Consider the following 26519-nt stretch of genomic DNA (forward strand, 5'->3'; position numbering starts at 1 on the left):
TGTACTTCGCACTTTTTTTCTTTTCTTAATTAACAAAAATAGCCTTAGTTTTATACTATATAATGTGGATTAATTTTAAGGAGTTTTTTATGTTCTCTTTAAATAAAAAACTAGACTCTAATCTTAAAAATTATATGGAATTTAATACATCTAGGAGTTATAGGGTTTTAATTAAATGTAGAAACTTTCAGGATTCTATTGAAAAAAGAATCTTATCATATAAAGGAACTATATTAAGAAATATTAATATTGATAATATTATATGTGCTATTTTAAACTCTCAATCTATAAATAGATTATTAGAATACCCTGAAGTTGAATATATATGCTTAGATCAATTTTTTAATCTTTGTGGTATAAGCGTACAAACTGCTAATAGAGTTAGATTATCTAATAGTATAAATGCTTCTGGTCGGGGGGTAGGTATTGGAGTAATTGATTCTGGTGTATATCCTCACCGTGATTTAACAACACCTTTTAATCGAATTGCTACCTTCACAGACTTAATTAATGGTCTCTCATTCCCATATGATGATAACGGACATGGTACATGCACTTGTGGAGTCATTGCTGGTAATGGTGAATCCTCTAATGGAATATATAAAGGAATTGCTCCTAACTCAGAGCTTCATGTGATAAAAGCTTTTGATAGATTAGGAAAAGGATATGTCTCAGATGTACTATATGCTATAAATGAGTTAATATCTATAAGTCCTAAGTATAATATAAAAATTTTATGTTTACCCTTTGAAAGCTTAAATCATGATAAATTTATATTCTCACTTTTTGATAAAATACTAAAAAAAGCTGTTGATTTAGGTATTACACCTATACTTCCTAGTGGAAGTAATAGTATTGAAGGCTCTATTATGGGAATAGCTCTAAGTAAAAATGCTATTACAGTAAGTGGTCTAGATACCACTTCAAAAACAACTCCTTATGAATACTCATCTACAGGTGCTCCAAAAAAAGATTTTAAACCTAATTTTTGTGCTGCTTGTGTAGATATTGTATCTCTTAACTGTAATACATCTTATATATCTGAAAAAAATAATACTAAAATATATGCACCTAAACTTTCATCTTCATACAAAAGCTTTAGCGGCACATCTATATCAGCTGCATATATATCTGGTATATGTGCTTTATTATATGAACTTACACCTACACTCTCCTTTGATGATATAGTATCTATGTTAACAGCTTCATCTACTAACTTAGATCTACCACTAAATACTCAGGGAGAAGGATGTATAAATTTAAATAAATTATTTAAAAAGTAAAAGTGCCATAAAGCACTTTTACTTTTTGACTATATAATTAAGAGGATTTACAGGTGTTTCATTTATCCTTAATTCAAAATGTAAATGAGGTCCAGTACTATATCCAGTACTTCCTACAGCACCTATTATTTCTCCTTTTTTCACTTCTTGATTTAGAGACACGTATATCTCACTTAAATGAGCATAATATGTTTTCATATCGTCACTATGCTGAACTATAACTAAATTTCCATACCCTCCATCATTATATCCAGCATATATTACTTTACCTTCGAAAGAAGCTATTATATCTTCTCCAAGATTTTCAGCTATATCAAGTCCTTTATGATACGAATTAACTCTATCTTCTCCATAATATGATGATATATATCCCCCATCTACTGGTCTCTCTAAAAAACTTACTCCATCATAGTATGGATTTTTACTTCCTCTATATACTACAGTAGCTATAGGCTCTACTAATACGTTCTCATTTAATATATTTTCTTCTACTTTCGTAAGTCCATCATATACGACTTCCTTATAAACTTCTTTTGTTCCATCAGATCCTTGTACAATAACTTCTTCACCCATATATATACTATTATCTTCTTCAACTATAACTGGTGATTCTATATTTTCTTCTTGAAAGGTTCTTAAACTTAACTCTAAATCCAACAAACTTTTATTTATTATAGATGCCTCATAAATATCTTTTGATATTTCACTACTATTACTCAATTGACACAACTTTAATTCAGTAGGCGTCACTTTTATATTTCCATTTATCTTCATATAAGATATATCTTCAACATTAACTCCTAATTCTCTAATATAACTTTCGCATACACTCTCAATTATTTCATCTTTTTCTTGAGCACTTAGTACATATCCAAAAATATTATTATCTACAGTTATAGCAAAGCCATTAACATTTCTATTTATATTATCTATATTTGCATTTAGATTCTTACTCTCCAAATTAACAATATCATTATAGTTATTAGAAATATCACTTGAATTTGCCAAATAAACTCCTTGTGGTATTTCATTTGAATCATTAATAACATTAATACACTGAACTGTTTTCCTATTTCCATGTATACTATAGCCATTAGTTATTTCTGATATAAGAAATAACAATATTGTTAATACTATTAAGGATAAAGTGGTTTTTCGTATGACACACTTTTCATCCTTCTTCTGCGAGTACATTTTTATCACTCCTCTTTTTTAGTTTTATTTACAACATTTTTTAATTTTCCCAAGAAGTAAAATAATATACATATCATTTCTTTAATTGTTATGTTGAGGGTTAATATCACCTTTGTTATAATTAGCTTAAACGTAATAGTTCAAGAAAGGTAGAGAATATTTATGAGCACATTTATGCTAAAAAATAAACAACTAGACTTTACTCCCGTTAGTAATATATTTATAGAGAAATATATGCCTAAAGCCCGTGGAGAATTTATAAAGGTATATCTATTAATGCTTAAATATAATACTTGTGGTGAAATGGGTGTAACATCATCAATATTAGCTACTTCATTAAATTTGCTTGAATCTGATGTACTAAATGCCTTAAATTATTGGAATGATGAAGGACTAATAAAGCTTATTCCAATTGATAAAATGGGTAATTTTAATATTGAATTTGTTGATTTAGTTAAAGAATCTAAATCTCAAAGTAAAGAAATAAACTTACTTCAAGCATTAAATAAAAATTCAACTAAGGATATGCTAAATGATATTGAAAGACTTTTAGGAAGACCTCTATCTCCTAAAGAAATGACTACTTACTTGAGTTGGCAAGATGATTTCAATTTCTCATCAGAATTAATACTGATTCTTTTTGAATATTGTGTATCTCGTGGAAAAAGTGATTATAGATATATAGAAAAGGTAGCGATGGCTTGGAAAGATATGAATATAACCACAGTCGAAGAAGCTCAAAACTATATCAAGAAAAATGAAGATAAATGGATAAAAATTAGACATATTCTAAATTATTTAGGTATTAAAAATCCTGAATTAATGAAACCACAAGAAGAAATGTTAGATAAATGGATAAATGATTTTAATTTTCCTCTAGATGTTATAGAAAAAGCTTGCAATATATGTTTCCAACGTTTAAATAGAGCAGATTTTAAATACATTGACGGAATCTTATCTAACTGGAATAAGAATAACCTAAAAACAATTGCTGCTATTGAAGAAAAAGATTCAAAACCTTCTGGCATTACTCCATCTAAGGGGAACTATACTAGCAATAATAGCAAAAGATTTATTGGTCAAAATATTAATAATAAATCATCAAAAGACTATGATGATTTGGAAAAAGAACTTTTAGGATGGTATAACAATGATTAAGGGATATCAAGAAAAATTAATGAATATTTACGAAAAAATACGTGAAGATGAAAATCGTAATTTAAAAAATAGAAAAAATGAAATTCTTCAAAAAGCTCCTGAAATAATTGAATTAGATAATACGATTCAAAAACTTTCCTTAGCTTTACCTATGGCTATATTAAAAGGTGCATCTGAATCTGATTTAGATAATATTAAAGCTGATATACAAGAGCTTAGAAAGCAAAAATACGAGTTACTAACGTCTTATGGGTATCCTACAGATTATCTGACACTTCATTATCAATGCCCAAAATGCCAAGATACTGGTTATATAGGAACTAAGAGATGTAGTTGCTTTAAAACTAAACTTGTAAATTTATATTATGAAACTTCTAAATTATCAAATAACTTAGCTACTTGCAATTTTAATAACTTTGATATAAGGTTATTTTCTTCTGAAAATAGCGGTAATTATAAAAATTCTCAACGTAAAAACATGGAGAAAATTTATGAGTTTGTAAGAGGTAATTATTTAGCTAATTTCGATACAGATAATACTAACCTTTTATTTTATGGTGAATCAGGAAATGGTAAAACATTTTTATCTTGGTGTATTGCTAAAGAGTTATTAGATAAAGGATATCTAGTTATCTATAAGACATCTAACGATTTAATAAGAGACTTAAGAGAAATAACTTTCAATAATAACTATGTACTTGAAGATTTATTAATAAATTGTGATTTACTAATAATAGACGACTTAGGAGCTGAACAAGTAACAGACTTTTCTACTAATGAATTATTTAACTTAATAAATAAAAAGTTATTAAATAATAAAAAGATGATTATATCAACAAATTTAAATCTTCCAGATATAGAAAAAAGTTATACTACTAGAGTTTATTCTCGTTTAGTTGGTAATTTCACTTTCTTTAAGTTTTACGGTAATGATGTTAGAATAAAGCTTAATCTTGCAAGAATGAGATCTCAACAACAATAAATAATAAGAAAGACGCTTTACTTAAATTAATAATAAATCTTTAAACTATTAATTTTACAAAGTAAAGTGTCTTTTTTATAAATAAATTTAATTTTTGTATTATAATATAAAAACAAAAAAACTCTAGAATTATCTAGAGTTTCATGGAGCTGGTGATCGGAGTCGAACCAACAACCTGCTGATTACAAGTCAGCTGCTCTGCCATTGAGCCACACCAGCATAAATATTATATTTTATCACCAAAATTAAATTGGCGACTCAGAAGGGGCTCGAACCCTCGACCTCCGGCGTGACAGGCCGGCACTCTAACCAACTGAGCTACTGAGCCATTATGGTGGAAACAACAGGGATCGAACCTGTGACCCTCTGCTTGTAAGGCAGATGCTCTCCCAGCTGAGCTATGCTTCCGTATTAAAATGGTGACCCCTAGGGGAATCGAACCCCTGTTACCACCGTGAAAGGGTGGTGTCTTGACCGCTTGACCAAGGGGCCATATAATGGAGCTGGTGATCGGAGTCGAACCAACAACCTGCTGATTACAAGTCAGCTGCTCTGCCATTGAGCCACACCAGCATATTATATAGTTTTTTTAAAAAAGTGGCGACTCAGAAGGGGCTCGAACCCTCGACCTCCGGCGTGACAGGCCGGCACTCTAACCAACTGAGCTACTGAGCCATTTATGGTGGAAACAACAGGGATCGAACCTGTGACCCTCTGCTTGTAAGGCAGATGCTCTCCCAGCTGAGCTATGCTTCCGTATTAAATGGTGACCCCTAGGGGAATCGAACCCCTGTTACCACCGTGAAAGGGTGGTGTCTTGACCGCTTGACCAAGGGGCCTAGGTTTCTTGCTCGTTCTCTGCCGAGCACATTAACTATAATACATAAAATTAAATATGGTGTCAACACTTTTTAAAAACTTTTTTTTATTTTTTATTTTTAGCTTATCACTATTCACCCTTAAGTCAGCATTTTTACTGGCTTTTCAGCACTTTTATTTTTTTCTACTTTTTTTAAATTTTCTATTGCCATACCATATCTACTTAATGAATCTTCTTTTAATTTTATTTCATTTCGTATTTTTTCAATTTCAAAAAGACACATTTCAAAAAATTCATCTTTATTAATTTCATCTAAAGTTATATTAAATCCTATTTTTTTAAAGTTTTGTCCTACAGCTAAAATTTTAACTGGAATACTATTATTTATAACAGCTATTATTTCTTTTTCCCAAACACCTCTTTTATTCACATTATGTTTATCTCTTAGTAAGTTTAAATTTTTAAATTCAATATTTAATTGTGATTCTATAATTTCTAAAAGAGCCTTATATAGTGCTACTGATATTCCTCTATTTAATTTTATTTTTAAAAAATCATTATATTTTATTAAAAATTCATCTACTTCACTTTCTGTGATAAATTCTATCTCATTATTATCAAATACCTTAATACCTTTACTATTAGGATAATTTACTACTACTTGATCATAATTCATCCTTCTAACCTTAAACTCTTTTTCATAATCCTCTAAAGTTTGGTCAATAATTTTAACTAACAATACTCTCACCTCTCAATATAGTATTCCATAGTTTTTTTACTAATATTACTGTGATAGAATTAAGTGAGCTTCCAAATTTCAATTTGGTTAAGCGAACTTACACCTACGAGCGTATGCGAGTAGTGTGTTTCCTTAAACTATTTAAATTTTAATTTGGTTGGTGAAACTTACTCATTCAATCGTATATGAGTATGAGTTTTCTTTAATTCTCCAAATTTTAATTTTGGTAGGCTAACTTAAACCTACAAACATATGCCAGTAGTGTATTTCATTTAGTATTGTTAAATTTTAATTTGCTTTATGAAAATTACACAATATATAGTTAAAAGATAAAAGTTACGAGTTATATATTTAGATTAAAATTAATTTTCTTAAAATATATATTTTCAATAAACTAAATAATAGTTTTATCTCAACTATTAACTTTTGATCATTAACTCTTAACTAAAAAAATATTTCAAACTTTTTATATAAAACTAATATTAAAGGAGTGTTCTTATTTTGATATATCATGATTTAATAATCGTCGGTGGTGGAGCTTCTGGAATGATAGCTGCTATAACTGCTAAAGATTTTGGGATAGATGTAGCCATTGTTGAAGGTACTGATAGAGTTGGAAAAAAAATATTAACTACAGGAAATGGTAGATGTAATATATCTAATAGATGTGTTGCTGAACCTTTTATTAATTATCATAGTAATTGTGATAATTTCTTTTCGTCTGTTTTAAGTCAATTTGGTGTAGATGATACATTAAATTATTTTTTATCTTTAGGTCTTCCAATAGTTCCTCTAAAAGGAGGAAAATTATATCCACAGTCCCTTCAAGCCTCTTCAGTTGTGGATATTTTAAAAATGTCACTAGAAGATAGAAACATACCTTTATACACAAGCTGCAAAATAAAAGATATCCACAAGGGAAAAGTTTTTAAATTATCCACAAGTAATGAAGAATATAAATTATTCACATGTGAAAACTTAATATTAGCCTGTGGAGGAAAATCTGCTCCAAAAACAGGATCAGATGGTTCTGCATATTATTTAGCAAAAAATTTAGGACATTCAATAACAAAGCTTTTACCTGGAATAGTTCAATTAAAATTAAAATATGAACATCTTAAAGCACTTTCAGGCGTTAAATTTGATGGCTATGCAAAATTATTTGTAGATGATAAAGAAGTCAAAGAAGACTTTGGTGAAATATTATTCACTGATTACGGTATTTCTGGTCCTCCGATACTTCAAATATCAGCTTTAGCATCTCAAGCTACTAGCAATAGCAAAAAAACAGAAGTTATTGTTGACCTTATGCCAAACTATACAAAAGATGAGTTAATAGATTTCTTAGAATGTCATTTTGCTCTTCTTTCTCATAGACCTATAATAAATGCTTTCATAGGCGTAATAAACAAAAAAATAATACCTGTTCTTTTAAAAGAATGCGGTATTACTGATTTACATATGCCATGTTATGAACTTTCTTGGAAAGAAAAAAATAAATTAATTCAAACGCTAAAAGGTTGGAAATTTACTTGTATCGGTACAAATGATTTCAATCAAGCTCAAGTAACTATTGGAGGAGTTGATGCTTCTGAAATTAATCCAGATACATTAGAATCTAAGATAGTTCCTAATCTATATTTTGCTGGTGAGCTTATAGATGTTCACGGAGATTGTGGTGGATTTAATCTACAATGGGCTTGGAGTTCTGGATATGTAGCTGCAAAATCAATCGCAAATAAATAATGGCAAATTAACAATGGCAAGTGGCAAATTAAGTAGTGAAACTGCTTTGCAGTCTCTTAAAATATATTTTTTAAAAGTCATAATAACTGGCTTTATTTATTAATTTGCCATTCTCCATTTGTCATTTACCATTCTATTTATCCCATTTTGATATTAATGTTGTTAATTCTTTTCCCTCTGCATTTTCTATCTTATGTAAAATAATATATTGATCATCATTTTCTTTAATTTCACATATTGATTTTATTTCATCTCCATAGGAACATTCCTTCTCGAAGACTACGCTTAATTCAACTAAGTTATTTTTATATAATATCTCTACCGGTATTGATTCTAATGCCCATTCTATATATTTAACATTATTAACGTGTGTATTAGAATCTATATCAGTATATCTTACTTTAAATTCTTTTGAGTACATTTCCTCTTTCAATTTTTCTAATTTTGAAACATTTATATTGCACTCTTCTTCTTCACTAACACCATAAAACTCATATTGCTCTACAGGTATTCTTACCGCTCTTCTCTTATTAATATCTATCAATAAAAATATTCCAACTGCTTCAACAATTTTATTACCTTCTTCATCAAATATTTCATATAATCTTGATGCATAAAATTTCTTAAATCCCAAAGCATTTGTAGCTACTCTAATCTTTTCTCCATATTTAGGATATCTATTTATCTTTACATCATACTTACAGAATACCCATGCCAAATTTCTTTCTGTCATATAATCAATTCCTACACCAAGCTTCTCTGATTGCTTCGTTCCTATGTCTGTAAAGTAATTAACTATAGATTCAATTTTGCATTGTAATTTTACATCAACATCATAATAATGAATCTCATATTCTCTTTCAAATCTTTTTCCCACTTAATACGCCCACTTTCCATTAATTTATTGCTAAACATATTTTACCACATAAATTTTATAATATTAAAATTCTAAATTAAGTTTATAATTTAATTTTTATAAAATAATAAAAAAGCCAGCAATGCTGACTTTAAAATACCATATATACTATTATCTATTTAGAGCATCTAATAACTCATTTAAATCTATACCATGAACTCTTGCAGCCTCTTCCACCGTCTCTGCTTGAGCAGATGGACACCCTACGCATCCCATTCCGAATTGCATAAGTACATCAGCTTTATTAACATTAGCCTTTATAACTTCACCAATAGTCATTTCCTTAGTAATCAATACATTCACCTATCCTTTAATAGTGTTTTTATTAATAATTAAATATATTCTATACAAGTTCTCATAATATTTCAAGGTGATTTCTAAATTAAAAAGATGCTTTCTTAATATAAGCATCTTTTTAATATTTTAATATTATTTATTCTTTATGAACTAAATCTAAATCTGCAAATTTAGAGTGTGCTCCAATCCAAGCCATTTTAACAGTTCCAACCGGGCCGTTTCTTTGCTTAGCTATAATACATTCACCAATTCCTTTGTCTTCACTTTCCTTATTATAGTATTCATCTCTATATAAGAACATAACTACGTCAGCATCCTGCTCAATTGATCCTGACTCTCTTAAGTCAGATAGCATTGGTCTGTGGTCAGCTCTTTGCTCTGGTGCACGAGATAACTGTGATAAAGCTATAACTGGGCACTCCATCTCCTTAGCTAATGCCTTAATAGATCTTGATATTTCCGATACTTCTTGTTGTCTATTATCACTACCTGAGCTACCAGACATAAGTTGTAAGTAGTCTATAAGTATCATATCAATACCATGTTCCATTTTTATCTTTCTACACTTAGATCTCATTTCCATAACGCTAAGACCTGCTGTATCATCTATATACACTTTTGCCTTAGATAATGGTCCTGTAGCTCTCGCAATTCTTTCCCAGTCATCATCATCTAAATTACCAGTTCTAAGTTTTAACATATCAACATTTGCTTGAGAGCATAATAACTTATAAGCTAATTGCTCCTTAGACATTTCCAGAGAAAATATAACTACACTCTTCCCCTCTTTTAATGCTGCATTCTCAGCTATATTAAGTGAGAAAGTTGTTTTTCCCATTGAAGGTCTGGCTGCTATAAGCACCATATCACCTTTTTGGAATCCAGATGTTTTTGCGTCTAGGTCTTTTATTCCAGATCCAACCCCTGTTATTGCTCCTCTGTTATTAAATAATCTTTCTATTTCTAAAAATCCTCTTTCAAGAACGTTTGATAATGGTTCATACTCTTTAGAGTCTTTCTTTTCAGCTATATCAAACATCTTCTTTTGAGCTATATCAATAACCTTTCCTACATCATCACCGCTATTATAACTTTCCTCTATGATTGCTGTAGATGCCTTAATTAGCTTTCTCAAAGTAGATTTTTCTTCAACTATTTTTATATATGAACTTAAGTTGGCCGTTGTTGGTACAGAAGCACTTAACTCTGATATATAAGTAACTCCACCAGCTTTATCTAAGTTATCAGTAGTCTTTAAATATTCTAATAATGTTACTAAGTCTACAGCCATATCTTGCGAAAACATATGCTGTATAGCCTTATATATTATTTTATGACCATCTCTATAAAAGTCATCTTCTTTAAGCTTTTCAAGAACTTTTGCTATAGCGCTCTTATCTATTATCATAGCACCTATAACAGACTGTTCAGCTTCAATACTCTGTGGTAAACTTCTCATCATTGGTGTTTCCATATAAGTAACCCTCCCTCCTAAGTATTCTAAATTTATTATAACAAAATCTAAAGAAATTTATATTATGTATATTAAAATTCTTTTTTTCACACAATAAAATTAAGCTTCCTACTAAGGAAGCTTAATCCACATTACTTCTCAAATACTATCTCCATAAGTTCCTCTATATTAGTTATAGATTTAACTTCTATATCACTAAGCCCTAGAGGGACTTCTTTTTCATTATCTTTAGGGACAGCAACAAGTTTAATTCCTTTTCTTCTAGCACCATATATTTTTTCAAATATACCACCAACTGGCTTCACAGTACCTCTTAATGAAATCTCACCTGTAATAGCAATGTCTTGACGTATTGGTCTATTAGTAAGAGCACTAATTATACAAACAGTTATAGCTGCTCCTGCTGAAGGCCCATCTATCTTTCCTCCACCAATTACATTAACGTGTATATCATAATCTCTTATATCTTTTTCAGTAATCTTTCTTATAACAGAAGCTGCATTAAATACAGAATCCTTTGCCATTGAACCTGCTGTATCATTAAACTTAATAGTTCCTGCACCTTTTTTTCTTGCAGGGAATACAGCTGCTTCAATCTCTATAGTAGATCCTACAAATCCACTTACTCCTAATCCATATACATGCCCTACTTCAGAACTGTCTAAATTATCTATTCTTTCATAAGGTAAATATCTACCTATAGATAATACCTCTTCTACATCGCTTATCTTTATTATTCCTTTTGTATCTTCCCCTTGAGAGTTATATAAAGAATATCCATAAGCATCTGATAATATATTTACAGCTCTTCTACCTTCAATAGTATATTGACTAATAAGCTTTGCAACACCATCTTCTAAAGTTACTTCTAACTTTTTAGCTGCATTTTCAATTATTCCTTCTATATCTGTAGCAGATAATGGCTCAAAATAAACCTCTGTACATCTTGATCTTAAAGCTGGATTAATTTCACTTGGATCTTTAGTCGTAGCCCCTATTAAAACAAAATCAGCTGGTGCTCCATTATCAAATAAATATTTTATATATTTTGGTATGTTTTCATCATCTGGATCATAGTAAGATGATGAAAACTCTACTCTTTTATCTTCTAAAACTTTTAAAAGTTTATTTTGAAGTATTTCATCTAATTCACCGATTTCATCAATGAATAAAACTCCACCATGTGCATCTGTAACTAAACCTGGTTTTGGTTCAGGTACACCTATCTCAGCTAAGTCTTTCTTACTACCTTGATATATAGGATCATGTACTGAGCCTAATAGAGGATTTGTTATTTCTCTTGGATCCCATCTTAATGTTGTTCCATCAACTTCAACAAACTTTGATTCCTCATCAAAAGGCGTAAATTTAAGTTTTTTAGCTTCTTCTAAAGCAAGTCTTGCTGCTGATGTCTTACCTACTCCTGGAGGCCCATAAAGGATTATATGCTGTGGGTATGGAGATGCCATCTTTGATATTAATGACTTAACAGCTCTCTCTTGCCCAACAATCTCTTCAAAAGTTTCTGGTCTTAAAAGATTCATTACATTTTTATTTATCTTTTTAGCATCAAGCTTCTCAAGCTTCTCAAGCTTAAGTGCTGTTTTGCTATTTTCAGAACCTTTTTGCTTTCTTATTATAGAAAGTCTAAGTTCATCCATAAACTTCTCTTGTCTCTCAACAAGACTCTTTTCAACTTCAGTTTCTATTTGTCTTTGCACATATTTTTTAGCTATATTTTCAGATATCCAATAAACTACATCCTCTAATATATCTCGTGCTGTATCATCATTTGGAACTACCTTCGCTCCTTTTCCATCTGATGCAATAACATTAAGTGCATATATTCTCTCGTTTATTTTTGGTGAATTAACATACTTATTTAACTTAAATCTAACAGTTCTAGCTCTTACAGCACCTTCATCAAGCACATTATTAAGTATCTCAAATAATACATTCACCTTTGACTCTAACGGTAAATCACTATCTAATATATTTTGTAATTCCAAATTAAATCCTCCTTATTGTTGAGGGACAATTATAACCTTTATCTTTGTTGATACTTCTGGATATAATTTAATTTCTACATCATATGTTCCCGCAATTTTTATTGTTTCCATTACTACTTTTTTCTTATCTACTGATAATTTAAATGTTGTGTTAATAACTTCAGCTATATCTTTATTTGTTATAGCTCCAAATAATCTTCCACTTTCTCCTGCTTTAGCTTTTACTGTAACTTCTTTACCTTTTAATTCAGCTGCTAACTTTTGAGCTGCTTCTAGTTCAGCAAGCTTCTTTCTTCTTTCATTTTCCTTTTTAGCATTAACAACGTGTAAAGCATTTGCTGTTGCTTCTTCTGCTAATTTCCTAGGAAATAAATAGTTTCTAGCATATCCATCTGATGCTTCTATAACATCACCTTTTTTCCCCATTTTCTTTACGTCTTGTAATAAAATAACTTTCATCTTATACACCTATCCTTTATCTTTTATTCTTGTCACATTTGTTCTACTTTAAATGCTTTTCTATAGAATTTTTTAAAGCTTCTATAGATTCTTCTATAGAAAGTTTTAATTTAGCTCCAGCCATATTCATATGACCACCGCCACCAAGTTCTTCTAATATAACTTGAACATTAACATCCCCAAGAGAACGTCCACTTATTATTACATTATTATTTATTTCAGCTAAAACAAAGCATACCTCTATTCCTGAGATAGTTAATAATTCATCAGCTGCTCTAGCTACTATAACTGTATTATCAACATTACTTGGACAAACAGCTATCGCCACCTTATTTTTTACATCTGCATTCTTAATAGTATCGGCTATAACTAAATAATCTTCTAAACTATCATTAAACATTTTTTTAACTTCCAATGTATCAGCACCTATAGATCTTAAAAATGACGCTGCATCAAATGTTCTAACTCCAGCCTTAAATTGGAATTCTTTAGTGTCCATAACAATACCAGCTAAAAGCCCTTCAGCTTCAACCTTTGATATTCTAGGCTTTTGTACCATATACTGAATTAGTTCTGTTACCATTTCTGAGGTAGATGATGCATATACCTCAATATAATTTAATAACGTGCCTTCAACTATATCAGGGCTTCTTCTATGATGATCTATAATTATCTTTCTAGACACTTTTTCAACTAAGTCAATATTACTTACATACCCTTTATTATGAACATCTACTACTATTAATAAAGATTTATCATTGATATTTTTTTCTGCCTCATCTCTAGAAATAAATGTTTTATCATACTTGCTATCACTTTTTAACCTACTCATGTAATATTCAATAGCATTTCTATCATTATCTAAAATAATATTACAATTCTTGCCAATTTGCTTTATTGTAGACCATAAACCAACCGCAGCACCTAAGCAATCCATATCTGGATTCTTGTGTCCCATAATTAATACATTACTACTCTCATAGATAAGATCCTTTAATGCATGAGCAATAACTCTTGCTCTTACTCTTGTTCTCTTTTCAAACTCTCTAGTATTTCCACCAAAGAAAATTATCTTTTCATTATTTTTTATGGCAACTTGGTCACCGCCTCTACCTAAAGCAAGCTCCTTAGCAGTAACTGCATTATTATAATTTTCTTGAGGAGTAGATCCTCCTCTTCCTATTCCAATGCTTAAAGTAAGTTCAAACTTATTACCACGTTCAATTTCAGATATTTTTTCTAATATATCAAATTTATTATTTATTTCTTCAGTAATATACTTATCTATGATCGATAATGCATATCTATTAGAACCATATTTAACAATAAGTGCCTTCAACTTTTGAGCATATAAATTAATAGTTCTTTCTACTTCTGCTACGAGTAAAGGTCTTTCACTTTCTTCTGTACTTTCAAGAACCTCAGATAAATTATCTACTTCAATTAACATTACACTTTCTTTAGTTGTATTTAAATCACTCAAATTGCTAACTTCTATAAAATACACTGCATATACATCATTAATAAGTTCATCTTCTCCAATTATTTTGCTAGCATATATACTATAAACATAGTTTTTTACCTTTATACGCTGACTTAAATCTTTATCACATTTCAAAAGCTTTTGTAAATCTATGCTTCTTGTAATACTAACAATATTTTGTACTTCATTATCTTTTAAATCTAATTCATTAGCTAATTTTTTATTTGCCCATATAATATCTCCATTTTCATTAATAAGAGCAATTGGAGCTATCATGTTTGAAATATTATCATTAATATTTAATTTAAGCTTAGATACTACTCTTTTATCCTTTTCATCTTTATAACGCTCATTCAAATTTAAGTAATAACTGTATATAATAAACGCCAATAATATAATACTTCCTACTATAAACTTATCATTATAGAAAAATATCATACTTATAAATATAAAAATAGCTGGTACTATCACTTGTTGATAATCCTTAAGTTTTTCCTTCATTGAAAGCCTCCTAAGCCTTATATTATTAACGCTGCTTTATATGATTTTGAAGCTTACTTAAATTTTTACCTTCTCTCTCATATTCATGCTCTTCTGTAATACCAATCTTTAGCTTTTTACTCATATCATCATCAACTTCATCGCAACTATATCCTAACTTTTGTGCTAAAACATAAAGAATTAAAATAGCACCAGATATACAATTTAATATAGAGTCTCTAGCTATATTAGTACCTCTAGTTAAAAGAGTATAAAGATCTCCTATAAGACACAATAAGTTCGCTTTTAATTCTTCTATCATCTTAATATTGGCCATTATATTAAATTCTTCTTTTCTCATTATTTCACCTCTATTCCAATACCCTGTAACTTATATTTTAAAGTTATTTTTATATTAATGCAACTATATAAGGGATTGTATTACAAATTATGTAAATTATTTTTATTTTTATATAACACAAAAGCCCCTGATTCTCAGGGGCTAATAATCTTATTACTATTCTGTTGTAAATGGTAATAAAGCTATGTTTCTTGATCTCTTTATAGCATCTGTTAATTGTCTTTGGTGCTTAGCGCAAGTTCCAGAAATTCTTCTTGGTAATATCTTACCTCTTTCTGTAACAAACTTTCTTAACTTAGCTACATCTTTGTAATCTATTGATTCAGCTTTATCAACACAGAAAGCACATACTTTTCTCTTAGATCTTCTCATTTTTCCAGATCTTTTCATATCTCTCATGCTAGTTCCCTCCTTATAAAATTAATTAGACTTTCTAGAATGGCATATCTCCATCATCTACTGGAGTCATGTCTTCTTCGAAACTCATTCCACCAAACACATCATTGCTTGCTGGAGTAGAATATCCATTTCCGCCACCGAATGAACCTCCATTATTGCCTGCTCCATTACCTTTTGATAAGAAGCTTACACCGTTAAATGTATCAGCAACAACTTCTGTTACATATCTCTTTGTGCCGTCTTTTGCATCATATGTTCTAACTGAGATTCTACCGCTTATTGCAATTTGACTACCCTTACTCATATATTGAGCAGTGTTTTCAGCTTGCTTTCCCCATATTACTACAGGAATAAAATCGGCAGTTCTTTCGCCAGATTTGCTGTTATAATTATCAACTGCTAAAGTTAGTGTTGTTACGGCAGTCCCTGTTCCTGGAGTATACTTTAACTCAGGATCTTTAGTTAATCTACCTATTAGAATTACTTTATTCATTCTTTAACACCACCTACTAGTTTTCTTGTTTAACAATGATATGTCTTATAACACCATCAGTGATTCTGAATATTCTGTCTAACTCACTTGGTAATTCTGGGTTAGCTTCGAAATTGATTAATGTGTAGAAACCTTCGTTAACTTTCTTTATTTCGTAAGCAAGTTTTCTCTTACCCCAGAAATCTACGTTTTCGATAGTTCCTCCACCATTTTCTATAACACCTTTAAACTTTTCGATGTTAGCTTTTACAGCTTCTTCATCAAATGATGGGTGTAGTATAAATATAGTTTCGTACTTTCTCATCATTTTCACCTCCTTTGGACTTAACGGCTGCTACATACGCAGCAGGATTACAATTTAAAAGTTTATCACTTTATGTTGACTATTTCAAGCTTTTTTTATTTTATTCTTTTGTTTTCACTACCTTTTTTGCATCTTTTTGGAATTTACGACGTGGAAGCATTATTATTCTACCACATTCAGTACATTTAATTTTTACATCAGCACCAACTCTTATGATTTCAAAGTTTTTATTTCCACAAGGATGCTCTTTTTTCATTTCTACTATATCACCTAGTTCAAAAGTTTCTATCATTTATAATAGCCTCCTAAAAATAAAATTATTTATTTACAATATAAGTCTTTGGATAAGGAATTTCTATTCCTGATTTATTTAATGCTTCTTTAATTTCTTTTCTTAATTCTCTTTCCATTTCCCATTGGCTTAATGGTTTTGCTCTTCCGATAACCCTAATAGTTATTCCCGATGGATTTAATGAAGTAACTCCTAGCACTTCAATATGCCCTCTTAGCTTATCTTTATGTTTTTCTTCAAAAGCTTCATTAACAGCTTTAATTACATTTGTAGCTTGGTCTATATTTTCTTCATAAGCTATATCTACATCAACTATAAATCTTATATCACCTCTTGAATGATTAGTAACTTCTAATATAGAGCCATTTGGAATAAGGTGTAAATCACCTGTAAAATCCCTTAAAACAGTTGTCCTGATTCCCATACTTTCAACTATACCAGTAAAGTTAGAAATAGTAACGTGATCCCCTACCCCATATTGATCTTCAAATAAAAGAAAAAATCCATTAATTAAATCCTTAACTAAACTTTGAGCCCCAAGACCTATTGCAAATCCCCCAGCACTTGCTAAAGCAACCGGTATCTTTGCAAAAACATCATAAAACATAAGTGCAACCCCAACTAAATAAACAGTATATTTCAGTACACTCTTTAAGACTTCACCTATAGTTATCGCCTTTTGAGGATCTAACGAAAAACTCATTTTACTTTTTACTTGCTTATCTACAAATTTATTAATTATTTTATTACCTATTTTTATAACTAAATTTATAGCTATAAATACGATAACGATTCTCAAAATCACAGAAAGACCTGTTTCTATCCATGAATTTAAAGTATCTGGATTTACTTTTAAACCTTCCCAGCTCCACGCATACTTACCCTCATCTGTTGAAACTATCTTAGCAAGAGCTAAAATGTTATTCACCTACTAACGCCTCCCTATTATTTTATTAATTCATAACATCCGTTATCTCTTTTATATATTGCCTTAAATTCTATGACTTCTTCATTAATTATTCTATTAACGCTTTCTTCATCTTCTAATCTTATACAAATTCCACAACTTTGAGTTATTGTAGTTGGTGTTGGCATAATTCTAAAATTCATCCCTATTTCCTTTAATTTTTTTTCTCCACTCATAGCTGTATGAGTATTCTTAAAAACTATTATGTAATACTTCATCTTGTCCTCCTAAAATCTTCTTCATAATTATATTATACCTACTTTGTTCTTATAATAAATATATTACTTTAATATCTCATCTATTTCAAAATTTTGTAATACACTCTTGCTTTTTTCTCTATTTATTTTATCATATTTATAAGACTAATTTTACAAGGAGTAAGCACTATGAATGTATATTTAGATAATGCAAGTACATCATTTCCAAAGCCAAAATCAGTTTCAGATTCAATTTATAATTATTTAACTAACATTGGTGGAAATCCTGGACGTGCTAATCACTCTAACGCATTAGAATCAAATAGATATTTATTTTTAGCTAGAGAAACAATAGCTAACTTTTTTAATTTTCATAAGATTGAAAATGTAATTTTTACTAATAATATAACTTCATCGCTTAATATATTGATTAATGGAATATTAAAGCCTGGAGATCATATCATAACTTCTTCTATGGAACATAATTCCGTTATAAGACCTTTATATAATTTAAAAGAAAATATAGGTATTGATCTAGAAATAGTTTCTGCAAAATCAAACGGAATACTCGATGTAAATTCAATTTCTAAAGCAATTAAACCTAATACTAAACTAATAGTAATTACTCATGCCTCTAATATTACTGGTTCTATTCAACCTATACAAAGAATCGGAGAATTATGCAAAAAGAATAATATATTTTTCATACTAGATTCTGCTCAAAGTGCAGGGGTATTAGAAGTTGATTTTAAAAAATTTAATCTTAATGCTTTAGCATTTACTGGACATAAAAGTTTACTTGGTCCTCAAGGTATAGGTGGATTTATCATAGATGATGAGTTAAATAAAATCTGTAATCCATATATTCTTGGTGGTACAGGAAGTCTTTCTCATTCATTAACTCAGCCAGACTTTTTACCTGATAAATTTGAATCTGGTACATTAAATATTCCTGGTATAATCGGATTATATGAAGGTATAAAATTTATTGAAAAAGAAGGCCTTAATACTATTTATGAACATAACTCTTATTTAAGATCTTATTTAATTAATGAGATTTCTAATATTAATAACTTTAATATCTATGGTGATTTAGATCCATCTAATGGAACATCATGTGTATCTATTACACATAATAACTTAGATGTTAGTGAACTTTCATATATCTTAGATTCTGATTTCGGAATCAGTAATAGAAGTGGTCTTCATTGTGCTCCGTTAGCTCACCAAACAATTGGAACATATCCTAACGGAACCGTTAGACTAAGTTTAGGATACTTTAATACTTTAGATGAAATAAAATATACAGTGGACTCACTCAATAAAATAAACAAATTATATGTATAAAGTGCGAAGCACTTTTAGGAAAAGTTTTACTTAATCAAAATAGAAAATATCACAGGCATCACAAAAAAATATCGTATATGTAAATATTAGGAAGTATATACTTTTTACTTTAACTTAAGTTAACTTTTCCCTGCTATAATAGTAGTATTTTTACTTCGACAAAACCACTCTTTCACTTGCGAGCGTTAGCTCGCACTTTTTTTATTATATTTTGAATATTTTCTATAAAAACTGTCAATAATTTCTATATAAGGAGAGTGTTTTATGGATAAATATTTTTGTGAAGATTCTATGTCACCAACTACAGTTAATAAAATTAGAGATTATTTATACTCAAAACTAAAAGAACCTATTCTAGATAATAGACCTATTATTTTTTTATGTATAGGAACTGATAGATGTACTGGTGATTCTCTTGGTCCTTTAGTTGGTTATAAACTGAAATCTGAGCATAAAAATAATATATACATATATGGTTGTTTGGAAACCCCAGTTCACTCAAAAAATATAACTACTATATTAGAAAAAATAGAAAAGTATTTTATTAATCCTTATATAATAGCTATTGATTCTTCTTTAGGAAATGTTCAAAATGTTGGTAAAATATTTATAGAGGAAAAACCTCTTAACCCAGGTTTAGCACTTAATAAAGATTTACCCTCAGTTGGAGATCTTAGTATTACAGGAGTTGTCAATATATCTGGTAGCTTAGAATTTATTGTTCTTCAAAATACTAGATTATTTACTGTTATGTCATTAGCTGATTGTATTACTAACGGAATACAAAAATGTTTGAATAAAATTTCAATAGATTTTTCTTCACCTAATAAATTTTCAATTAGCAAATTAAATAAAAAAGGATAGTAATTTTACTTACTATCCTTTTGCTATCTACTTATTTATAGCCTCATTTAATACATGTAATTCTTCTTCTGATAAATCATATCTTGATATTCCTTTATCTATAGGTTTTGCATATGTAGTACTATCATGTCTAGAATAAATACCAGTTATAATTACTCCATCATTATAAGAATCTAATATAGCTATAGAAAAACTTAAATCGCTTCCTACATCTTCAAAAGCCTTATATCTCATTATAGCAACCTTGTTTACACATGATTTTAAATCTTCAGCTATTTTTTCACATCTTTCTAGAGATTCCTTAGAATTATTAAGAGCAACATCAATATTATCTAAATTAGAATTTATAACTTCTTCTAAATTTCTACTATTTGTTCCTCTCATCATTTTTCTATATTTTTTCTCTACTTTATTAACTGAAAGTAATAAAACTATTGTAGTTATTAACAATAATAATGTTATAATAGCTAATCCAATCACTATAAGTCCTGAGTACTCATTAATTATATTTAGTATATTACTCACCTTTATCCGTCCCTCCATGTTTCACATGAAACATTATAATTTAATTATTTCTAAAATTCTTTGTAAATCCTCTTCGGAATAATATTCGATTTCTATTTTACCTTTATTATTTTTATTACTTAAATTTACTTTTGTACCGAAGTAATTTTGTAATCTTTCCACTATATCCTTATAGTATGGATTCGTTAATTCAGTCTCTGACTTCTTTTTTGAAGAATTATCTACATCTTTTTTTATTCGTTTAATAATATTTTCTAATTCTCTTACAGATAATTTATCATCTATAACCTTTTGAGCTAACTCATACTGTAATTTTTTATCTGAAATGCCTAGTAAGGTTCTACCATGTCCTTCTGATATTACACCTTCTATTAAATATTGTTGAACATCCTCACCTAAATTTAATAACCTAATTGTATTAGTTATAGCAACACGTGATTTACCTATTCTCTTACTTAATTCTTCTTGTGTTAAATCAAAATCAGAAATTAATTTTTTATATGCCATCGCTTCTTCAATTGAATTTAAATCTTGTCTTTGAATATTCTCTATTAATGATATTTCTAATACTTGCTTATCTGTTAAATCCATTATTATCGAAGGAACTTCCTTAAGCCCTGCCATTTTAGCAGCTCTCCATCTACGTTCACCTGCTACTATAACATAATTATCCTCTTCTTTTCTTAAGATAATCGGCTGAACAATTCCATGATGCTTTATTGACTCTGATAATTCAATAATTTTTTCATCATCAAAAGTTTTTCTTGGTTGATCTATATTACTTCTTATTAAATTAATATCTATTAAATTTTTATCTGAAGTTTTTTTCTCTATTTTATTAATTGAAGGACCTAAATTTGTATCTTCTGGAATAAGAGCATTTAATCCCTTACCTAATCCAAATTTTTTGCTCATGATATTCACCTTCCTATTGTCTGCTTAAAAATTCTTTTGTTAAAGCCTTATATGCATCTGCACCCTTACATTTTTCATCATATAACATTACCGGAAGTCCAAAACTTGGAGCTTCAGCTAATCTAATATTTCTTGAAATAGTAGTCTTAAAGACTTTTTCATTGAAGAACTTTTTAACTTCATCATAGACTTCATTGCTTAAATTTGTTCTATAATCATACATAGTCATTATTACCCCTTCAATATCTAATGACTTATTTAAAGATTTCTTAACAAGCTGAATTGTATTTATTAATTGTCCAACACCTTCTAATGCATAAAATTCACATTGAATTGGAATAAGTACAGAATCAACTGCAGTAAGTGCATTAATAGTTAATACTCCTAATGATGGAGGACAATCTATAAAAATGAAATCAAAGTCATCTTGAACTTTTGCTATTTCATTTAAAAGTATAGTTTCTCTATCACTTCTATTAATAACTTCAACTTCAGCACCAGCTAATTCCATTGTTGCCGGAGCTATATATAAGTTTTGTATTAATTCACTTTTAAGTATTACATCACTTAAAGAAACATTAGCTGTTAATACGTCATACATTGAAAATTCTAAATTTTTCTTATCTAATCCTAATCCACTAGTAGTATTTCCTTGTGGGTCAATATCGATAGTTAAAACTTTATATCCTTCCATTGCTAAGTAAGCACATAAATTTATATTAGTAGTAGTCTTACCAACTCCACCCTTTTGGTTAAAAATACATATTTTCTTCATAAGTTTTGTCCTATTAAGGACTCCACCCCCCTCCCTTTTATTTCTATTATATCTGCTTTTTTTCCATAATTAAAGGGCGTCATAATAAAAATTTATGTCAAATAAAAAAAATGTTTCATGTGAAACATTTTTTATGCTAAATGAAATTTTTCTTCATCATACCCTATAAATATAACTAAAAATATAATCTTAATAATTGCCATTATTTTTTTCATAAAAGCCAACTCCTTTTATCAAAGCATGACTTAATTATAAATTAATAAGACTTTATCTCATATTTATCTTTCTTACATTTAGACTTCAATTATGTAATATACTAAAAATAAAATTGCTATAATTTTAAAAATATATTTACATGTTATATATAATAAATTTTATCCTTAAATCAAAACTCTTAATTATTCCTTAGAAATTAATAAGAGCAGTACTTAATCCGTACTGCTCTCTTCTATTTATTTTTAGGAATAGATACTGTAATCTCTATACTATCATCTAATTCTTTTAATTTATATTCAGCTGGTATATCAAATTTATTGAATACTTGTTTTATAGTATTAACATATAGTTTTCCTGGCATAACGCCTCTTCTTTTACTTTTTCTCTCTTCTGCTGCTTTTTCTAACAACTCAGAATTGATTAACTCCTCTGTTTTCTTAACATTAAGACCATTTTTTATTACTTTATCTAAAACTTTTAATTGCAACTCTTCGTTCGGTAAAGCTAATAATGCTCTAGCATGTCTTTCAGTTAAATTATTTTCTAAACATATTGCTCTAACTTTTGGGCTTAACTTTAACAATCTTAGCTTGTTAGCTATTGTAGATTGATTTTTCCCCATTCTCTTAGCTAATTCTTCCTGAGTGAACTTATGATCGTTAATTAAATTATAATAAGCTTCGGCAACCTCCATAAAGTTTAAGTCTTCTCTTTGTAGGTTTTCTAATAAAGCAATTTCAGCTGATTCTGTATCAGTAATTTCTATTATGTTACATGGAACATGACTTAATTCTGCAATTCTTGCAGCTCTCCATCTTCTTTCACCAGCAACTAGTTCGAATTTTTCGCCTCTTTTTCTTACCGTTATTGGTTGAATTATTCCATATTCCCTTATAGATGCAGATAATTCTTGTAAAGCCTCTTCATTAAAATATCTTCTTGGCTGATATGTATTTGGAAATATCTCATCTACATTTATATTTATTATCTGTTTACTCATTTCTCCCGCCCATCCCTTATATCTAATTACTCAACATTTTATCCCATATTTTAACATTTCTGTATTAATTAATCATTTCCTTCTTATATATGAGACTTTCGTAATACAAATTAAACTATATTAATCTATATTTCTACACAAATATACAATTTATTCTCTCTAAAGTTTAATTATGCCATAAATTTCAATAAAAATATATACTTTTATGCTATTTTATAGGTTTTTTATTAATTGTTCCTGCTTTTCTAGGATAGGTTTTTGGACATTTATTTACTTTTAATACTTCAACTATATTATGATTTAAGTCAGTCCCTTCGACCTCAACTTCTATAATATTCTTTAATTCTCCACCTAAAGTTTTAATTGCGTTAGCTCCATTTTCTAATTCTTCCTCTATAGATGGCCCTTTTAATGCAACAAAGTACCCATTTTTCTTTACAAAAGGCATACAGAACTCAGATAATACAGCCATATTAGCTACCGCTCTAGATGTAGCAACATCAAATTGCTCTCTTAATTCTGGATTTCTTGCTCCATCTTCAGCTCTTGAATGAATTGTTGTTACATTCTTTAAATCTAATTCTCTTACTACTGTATTTAAGAAATTGATTCTCTTATTAAGTGAATCTAATAAAGTAACTTTAGTCTCTGGACTTAATATTGCTATTGGAAGACCAGGGAAACCAGCCCCAGTTCCAACATCAATTAAAGTTTTTGCTTCTTTTATAGCATTTGATTTAAACGCTTTTATACAATCTATAAAATGCTTTTTTACAAATTCATTATCCTCAGTTATTGCTGTTAAATTTATTTTTTCATTCCATTCTTGAACAAGTCTCATATACTTAATGAACTTTTCATATTGTTCTTTAGTTAATTCTATTCCTACATCTTTTGCAGCTGTTGACATTAAATCAAAAAATTCCATTTTAGTCCTCCTGTTTTGCTCTTCTAGCTTGATTTTCTAAATATATTAATAATACTGATATATCTGCAGGAGAAACTCCTGAAATTCTTGATGCTTGCCCTATACTAATTGGTCTTATTGCACTTAATTTTTGAATTGCCTCTATTCTTAATCCTTTTACATCTGAATAATTTATATCTTCAGGCAATATCTTCTTTTCAAACTTTTTAAATTGATTTACTTGCTCTAACTGACTTGTTATATATCCTTCATATTTTGCAATAATATTTACTTGCTCACCAATATCATCAGTGTATTCTGGTCTTTCTGGATCTAACGGTGCTAAAACAAAATAATCAACTTCAGGTCTTTTTATAAGCTCATACATACTTATTGGCTTTTTAAGCTCAGCTGTATTAAGCGATACTAAAAATTCGTTATTTTCTCTCTTATTAGTTATTTGAAGATTTTTTAATCTTTCAACTTCACTTTCAATTTTAGCTTTTCTATCTAAGAATTTGTTATATCTTTCATCAGAAACTAATCCAACTTTTCTTCCAATCTCAGTTAATCTAAAATCTGCATTATCTTGTCTTAAAAGCAATCTATACTCTGCTCTAGAAGTCATCATTCTATAAGGCTCATTTGTACCTTTAGTAACTAAATCGTCTATTAAAACCCCAGCATATGCATCTGAACGTGTTAATATCATAGGGTCTTTTCCTTGAACCTTTAACGCTGCATTTATTCCGGCAACTAAACCTTGTGCTGCAGCCTCTTCATACCCTGAACTTCCATTTAATTGACCAGCTGAATAAAGACCTTCAATTTCTTTAAATTCTAATGTTGGCTTAAGTTCTGTTGAATCTATTGAATCATATTCTATAGCGTAAGCTGTTCTTAAAAATTCTACATTTTCTAATCCAGGTAATGTTCTATACATCTTAATTTGAACATCTTCTGGTAAAGATGATGACATCCCGCCAACATACATTTCAAGAGTATCTTCACCTTCAGGTTCAATGAATATTTGATGTCTGTTTTTATCTGGGAACTTCATAACCTTATCTTCTATAGATGGACAATATCTAGGCCCTACCCCCTCTATGCTACCATTGTACATAGGAGATCTATCTATATTTTCTTTTATTATATTGTGAGTTTCTTCATTAGTATAAGTTAACCAACAAGACATCTGATCTTTTTCAATCTTTTCATTCATAAATGAGAATGGTACTATTTTTTCATCCCCTGGTTGTTCTATCATTTTTGAAAAATCTACAGATCTTCTATTAATTCTAGCAGGAGTTCCTGTTTTAAATCTTCTAGTCTTAATACCTATTCTATTTAACGCAGCTGTTAATTCATTAGCTGCTGCTAATCCATTTGGCCCACTATTATAAGAAACATCTCCAATAATAATTCTTGCTCTTAAATATGTACCTGTTGTAAGTACAAGAGCCTTACATTTATAAAAAGCTCCATTCTTAGTTAATACCCCAACAACTTTTCCATCTTCTACTTCTATGTCTAAAACCTCTAATTGTCTTAATTCAAGGTTTTCTTGATTTTCTAAAGTTCTCTTCATTCTATCTTGATATTTTTTTCTATCAGCTTGCGCTCTAAGTGAGTGAACTGCTGGCCCTTTTGATGTGTTTAACATTCTTGATTGAATAAACGTCTCATCTATGTTAATACCCATTTCTCCACCTAAAGCGTCAACTTCTCTTACAAGGTGCCCTTTCGCAGTTCCACCTATATTAGGATTACAAGGCATTAAACCAACTGCATCTAGGTTTAAAGTACATACTAATGTTTTTAAACCCATTCTTGCTGAAGCAAGACCTGCTTCACATCCTGCATGCCCTGCTCCAACTACTATTACGTCATATTCTCCTGCACTATATCTCATCTTTA

At 29.3% G+C, this 26519-nt stretch carries 27 protein-coding genes and 8 tRNA genes; 6 read left to right on the top strand and 29 right to left on the bottom strand.

Going from position 1 to position 26519, the window contains the following annotated elements:
* Nucleotides 1-89: 89 nt before the first annotated feature.
* A complete protein-coding gene (locus ARA56_RS11290) occupies nt 90-1283 on the top strand; it encodes a S8 family serine peptidase (RefSeq protein WP_055266751.1) in 1194 nt (397 codons plus the stop codon).
* An 18-nt stretch (nt 1284-1301) separates the two neighbouring features.
* Here ARA56_RS11290 and ARA56_RS11295 read toward each other — a convergent pair whose 3' ends face one another.
* Nucleotides 1302-2477 (bottom strand): peptidoglycan DD-metalloendopeptidase family protein, encoded by a 1176-nt coding sequence (locus tag ARA56_RS11295; protein ID WP_055266753.1) that lies wholly within the window; start codon nt 2475-2477, stop codon nt 1302-1304.
* Nucleotides 2478-2651: 174 nt separating this feature from the next.
* On the opposite strand from ARA56_RS11295, the gene ARA56_RS11300 reads away from it, so the two are divergent.
* Both ARA56_RS11300 and ARA56_RS11305 read left to right on the top strand, forming a co-directional pair.
* On the top strand, nt 2652-3635 hold the full coding sequence (locus tag ARA56_RS11300; protein WP_172675766.1) for a DnaD domain protein: 984 nt from the start codon (nt 2652-2654) through the stop codon (nt 3633-3635).
* Entirely contained in the window at nt 3628-4617 is a 990-nt protein-coding gene (locus tag ARA56_RS11305) for an ATP-binding protein (RefSeq protein WP_055266757.1), read from the top strand. The genes ARA56_RS11300 and ARA56_RS11305 overlap by 8 nt, the downstream gene beginning before the upstream one ends.
* A gap of 144 nt (nt 4618-4761) precedes the next feature.
* Here ARA56_RS11305 and ARA56_RS11310 read toward each other — a convergent pair.
* From ARA56_RS11310 to ARA56_RS11350, 9 genes are all read right to left on the bottom strand, one after another.
* A tRNA-Thr gene (locus ARA56_RS11310) sits at nt 4762-4836 on the bottom strand.
* 32 nt (nt 4837-4868) lie between these two features.
* Nucleotides 4869-4945, bottom strand: a tRNA-Asp gene (locus tag ARA56_RS11315).
* 4 nt (nt 4946-4949) lie between these two features.
* Nucleotides 4950-5025, bottom strand: a tRNA-Val gene (locus ARA56_RS11320).
* A gap of 9 nt (nt 5026-5034) precedes the next feature.
* A tRNA-Glu gene (locus ARA56_RS11325) sits at nt 5035-5109 on the bottom strand.
* A 6-nt stretch (nt 5110-5115) separates the two neighbouring features.
* Nucleotides 5116-5190 (bottom strand) — tRNA-Thr (locus ARA56_RS11330).
* A gap of 25 nt (nt 5191-5215) precedes the next feature.
* A tRNA-Asp gene (locus ARA56_RS11335) sits at nt 5216-5292 on the bottom strand.
* Nucleotides 5293-5297: 5 nt separating this feature from the next.
* Nucleotides 5298-5373: transfer RNA gene (locus tag ARA56_RS11340), tRNA-Val, on the bottom strand.
* Nucleotides 5374-5381: 8 nt separating this feature from the next.
* Nucleotides 5382-5456: transfer RNA gene (locus tag ARA56_RS11345), tRNA-Glu, on the bottom strand.
* A gap of 120 nt (nt 5457-5576) precedes the next feature.
* Nucleotides 5577-6176 (bottom strand): hypothetical protein, encoded by a 600-nt coding sequence (locus ARA56_RS11350; RefSeq protein WP_055266759.1) that lies wholly within the window; start codon nt 6174-6176, stop codon nt 5577-5579.
* 501 nt (nt 6177-6677) lie between these two features.
* On the opposite strand from ARA56_RS11350, the gene ARA56_RS11355 reads away from it, so the two are divergent.
* Nucleotides 6678-7922, top strand: coding sequence for a BaiN/RdsA family NAD(P)/FAD-dependent oxidoreductase (locus ARA56_RS11355; RefSeq protein ID WP_055266761.1), 1245 nt, complete (start codon nt 6678-6680; stop codon nt 7920-7922).
* Nucleotides 7923-8055: 133 nt separating this feature from the next.
* Here ARA56_RS11355 and ARA56_RS11360 read toward each other — a convergent pair whose 3' ends face one another.
* The 13 genes from ARA56_RS11360 to ARA56_RS11420 all read right to left on the bottom strand — a co-directional run bounded on the left by ARA56_RS11360 (nt 8056) and on the right by ARA56_RS11420 (nt 18074).
* Nucleotides 8056-8799 carry an acyl-[acyl-carrier-protein] thioesterase gene (locus ARA56_RS11360; RefSeq protein WP_055266763.1) on the bottom strand — a complete coding sequence of 248 codons (744 nt, stop codon included), beginning with the start codon at nt 8797-8799 and terminating at the stop codon, nt 8056-8058.
* Nucleotides 8800-8949: 150 nt separating this feature from the next.
* On the bottom strand, nt 8950-9132 hold the full coding sequence (locus tag ARA56_RS11365; protein WP_055266765.1) for a DUF1858 domain-containing protein: 183 nt from the start codon (nt 9130-9132) through the stop codon (nt 8950-8952).
* Between the two features lie 139 nt (nt 9133-9271).
* The gene (locus tag ARA56_RS11370; protein ID WP_055266767.1) at nt 9272-10609 is read right to left on the bottom strand and encodes a replicative DNA helicase; all 1338 of its coding nucleotides are present in this window, start codon (nt 10607-10609) and stop codon (nt 9272-9274) included.
* 131 nt (nt 10610-10740) lie between these two features.
* Nucleotides 10741-12618 (bottom strand): Lon family ATP-dependent protease, encoded by a 1878-nt coding sequence (lonC, locus tag ARA56_RS11375; protein ID WP_055266769.1) that lies wholly within the window; start codon nt 12616-12618, stop codon nt 10741-10743.
* A gap of 12 nt (nt 12619-12630) precedes the next feature.
* Nucleotides 12631-13077 carry a 50S ribosomal protein L9 gene (gene rplI, locus ARA56_RS11380; RefSeq protein WP_055266771.1) on the bottom strand — a complete coding sequence of 149 codons (447 nt, stop codon included), beginning with the start codon at nt 13075-13077 and terminating at the stop codon, nt 12631-12633.
* 43 nt (nt 13078-13120) lie between these two features.
* Entirely contained in the window at nt 13121-15061 is a 1941-nt protein-coding gene (locus tag ARA56_RS11385) for a DHH family phosphoesterase (RefSeq protein ID WP_055266773.1), read from the bottom strand.
* Between the two features lie 25 nt (nt 15062-15086).
* Complete coding sequence (locus ARA56_RS11390) at nt 15087-15401, bottom strand: MazG-like family protein (protein ID WP_055266776.1); 315 nt, start codon at nt 15399-15401, stop codon at nt 15087-15089.
* 156 nt (nt 15402-15557) lie between these two features.
* Entirely contained in the window at nt 15558-15800 is a 243-nt protein-coding gene (gene rpsR / locus ARA56_RS11395; protein ID WP_055266778.1) for a 30S ribosomal protein S18, read from the bottom strand.
* A 34-nt stretch (nt 15801-15834) separates the two neighbouring features.
* Entirely contained in the window at nt 15835-16293 is a 459-nt protein-coding gene (locus ARA56_RS11400) for a single-stranded DNA-binding protein (RefSeq protein WP_055266780.1), read from the bottom strand.
* A 16-nt stretch (nt 16294-16309) separates the two neighbouring features.
* Nucleotides 16310-16597: a 30S ribosomal protein S6 gene (gene rpsF, locus ARA56_RS11405; protein ID WP_055266782.1), complete on the bottom strand. Its 288-nt coding sequence runs from the start codon at nt 16595-16597 to the stop codon at nt 16310-16312.
* 100 nt (nt 16598-16697) lie between these two features.
* Nucleotides 16698-16889 carry a DUF951 domain-containing protein gene (locus ARA56_RS11410; protein ID WP_055266784.1) on the bottom strand — a complete coding sequence of 64 codons (192 nt, stop codon included), beginning with the start codon at nt 16887-16889 and terminating at the stop codon, nt 16698-16700.
* A 25-nt stretch (nt 16890-16914) separates the two neighbouring features.
* Complete coding sequence (locus ARA56_RS11415; protein WP_084759025.1) at nt 16915-17817, bottom strand: mechanosensitive ion channel family protein; 903 nt, start codon at nt 17815-17817, stop codon at nt 16915-16917.
* Nucleotides 17818-17834: 17 nt separating this feature from the next.
* Complete coding sequence (locus ARA56_RS11420) at nt 17835-18074, bottom strand: putative Se/S carrier protein (RefSeq protein WP_055266786.1); 240 nt, start codon at nt 18072-18074, stop codon at nt 17835-17837.
* 168 nt (nt 18075-18242) lie between these two features.
* Between ARA56_RS11420 and ARA56_RS11425 the strand changes: the two genes are divergently transcribed.
* The gene (locus ARA56_RS11425) at nt 18243-19400 is read left to right on the top strand and encodes an aminotransferase class V-fold PLP-dependent enzyme (protein ID WP_055266788.1); all 1158 of its coding nucleotides are present in this window, start codon (nt 18243-18245) and stop codon (nt 19398-19400) included.
* Between the two features lie 264 nt (nt 19401-19664).
* Nucleotides 19665-20264, top strand: a complete 600-nt coding sequence (yyaC, locus tag ARA56_RS11430) for a spore protease YyaC (RefSeq protein WP_055266790.1) — start codon at nt 19665-19667, stop codon at nt 20262-20264.
* 27 nt (nt 20265-20291) lie between these two features.
* On the opposite strand, the gene ARA56_RS11435 is transcribed toward yyaC, so the two are convergent.
* The 6 genes from ARA56_RS11435 to mnmG all read right to left on the bottom strand — a co-directional run bounded on the left by ARA56_RS11435 (nt 20292) and on the right by mnmG (nt 26514).
* Complete coding sequence (locus ARA56_RS11435) at nt 20292-20789, bottom strand: DUF4446 family protein (RefSeq protein ID WP_148315769.1); 498 nt, start codon at nt 20787-20789, stop codon at nt 20292-20294.
* Between the two features lie 33 nt (nt 20790-20822).
* Complete coding sequence (locus ARA56_RS11440; RefSeq protein WP_055266794.1) at nt 20823-21704, bottom strand: ParB/RepB/Spo0J family partition protein; 882 nt, start codon at nt 21702-21704, stop codon at nt 20823-20825.
* A 13-nt stretch (nt 21705-21717) separates the two neighbouring features.
* Nucleotides 21718-22479, bottom strand: coding sequence for a ParA family protein (locus tag ARA56_RS11445; protein WP_055266796.1), 762 nt, complete (start codon nt 22477-22479; stop codon nt 21718-21720).
* Between the two features lie 448 nt (nt 22480-22927).
* Nucleotides 22928-23695, bottom strand: a complete 768-nt coding sequence (noc, locus tag ARA56_RS11450) for a nucleoid occlusion protein (protein ID WP_055266798.1) — start codon at nt 23693-23695, stop codon at nt 22928-22930.
* A 208-nt stretch (nt 23696-23903) separates the two neighbouring features.
* Complete coding sequence (rsmG, locus tag ARA56_RS11455; protein ID WP_055266800.1) at nt 23904-24623, bottom strand: 16S rRNA (guanine(527)-N(7))-methyltransferase RsmG; 720 nt, start codon at nt 24621-24623, stop codon at nt 23904-23906.
* A gap of 1 nt (nt 24624) precedes the next feature.
* Complete coding sequence (mnmG, locus tag ARA56_RS11460) at nt 24625-26514, bottom strand: tRNA uridine-5-carboxymethylaminomethyl(34) synthesis enzyme MnmG (RefSeq protein WP_055266802.1); 1890 nt, start codon at nt 26512-26514, stop codon at nt 24625-24627.
* Between the last annotated feature and the right edge of the window lie 5 nt (nt 26515-26519).

It is taken from the genome of Clostridium disporicum, from assembly GCF_001405015.1.
Taxonomy (GTDB): domain Bacteria; phylum Bacillota; class Clostridia; order Clostridiales; family Clostridiaceae; genus Clostridium; species Clostridium disporicum_B.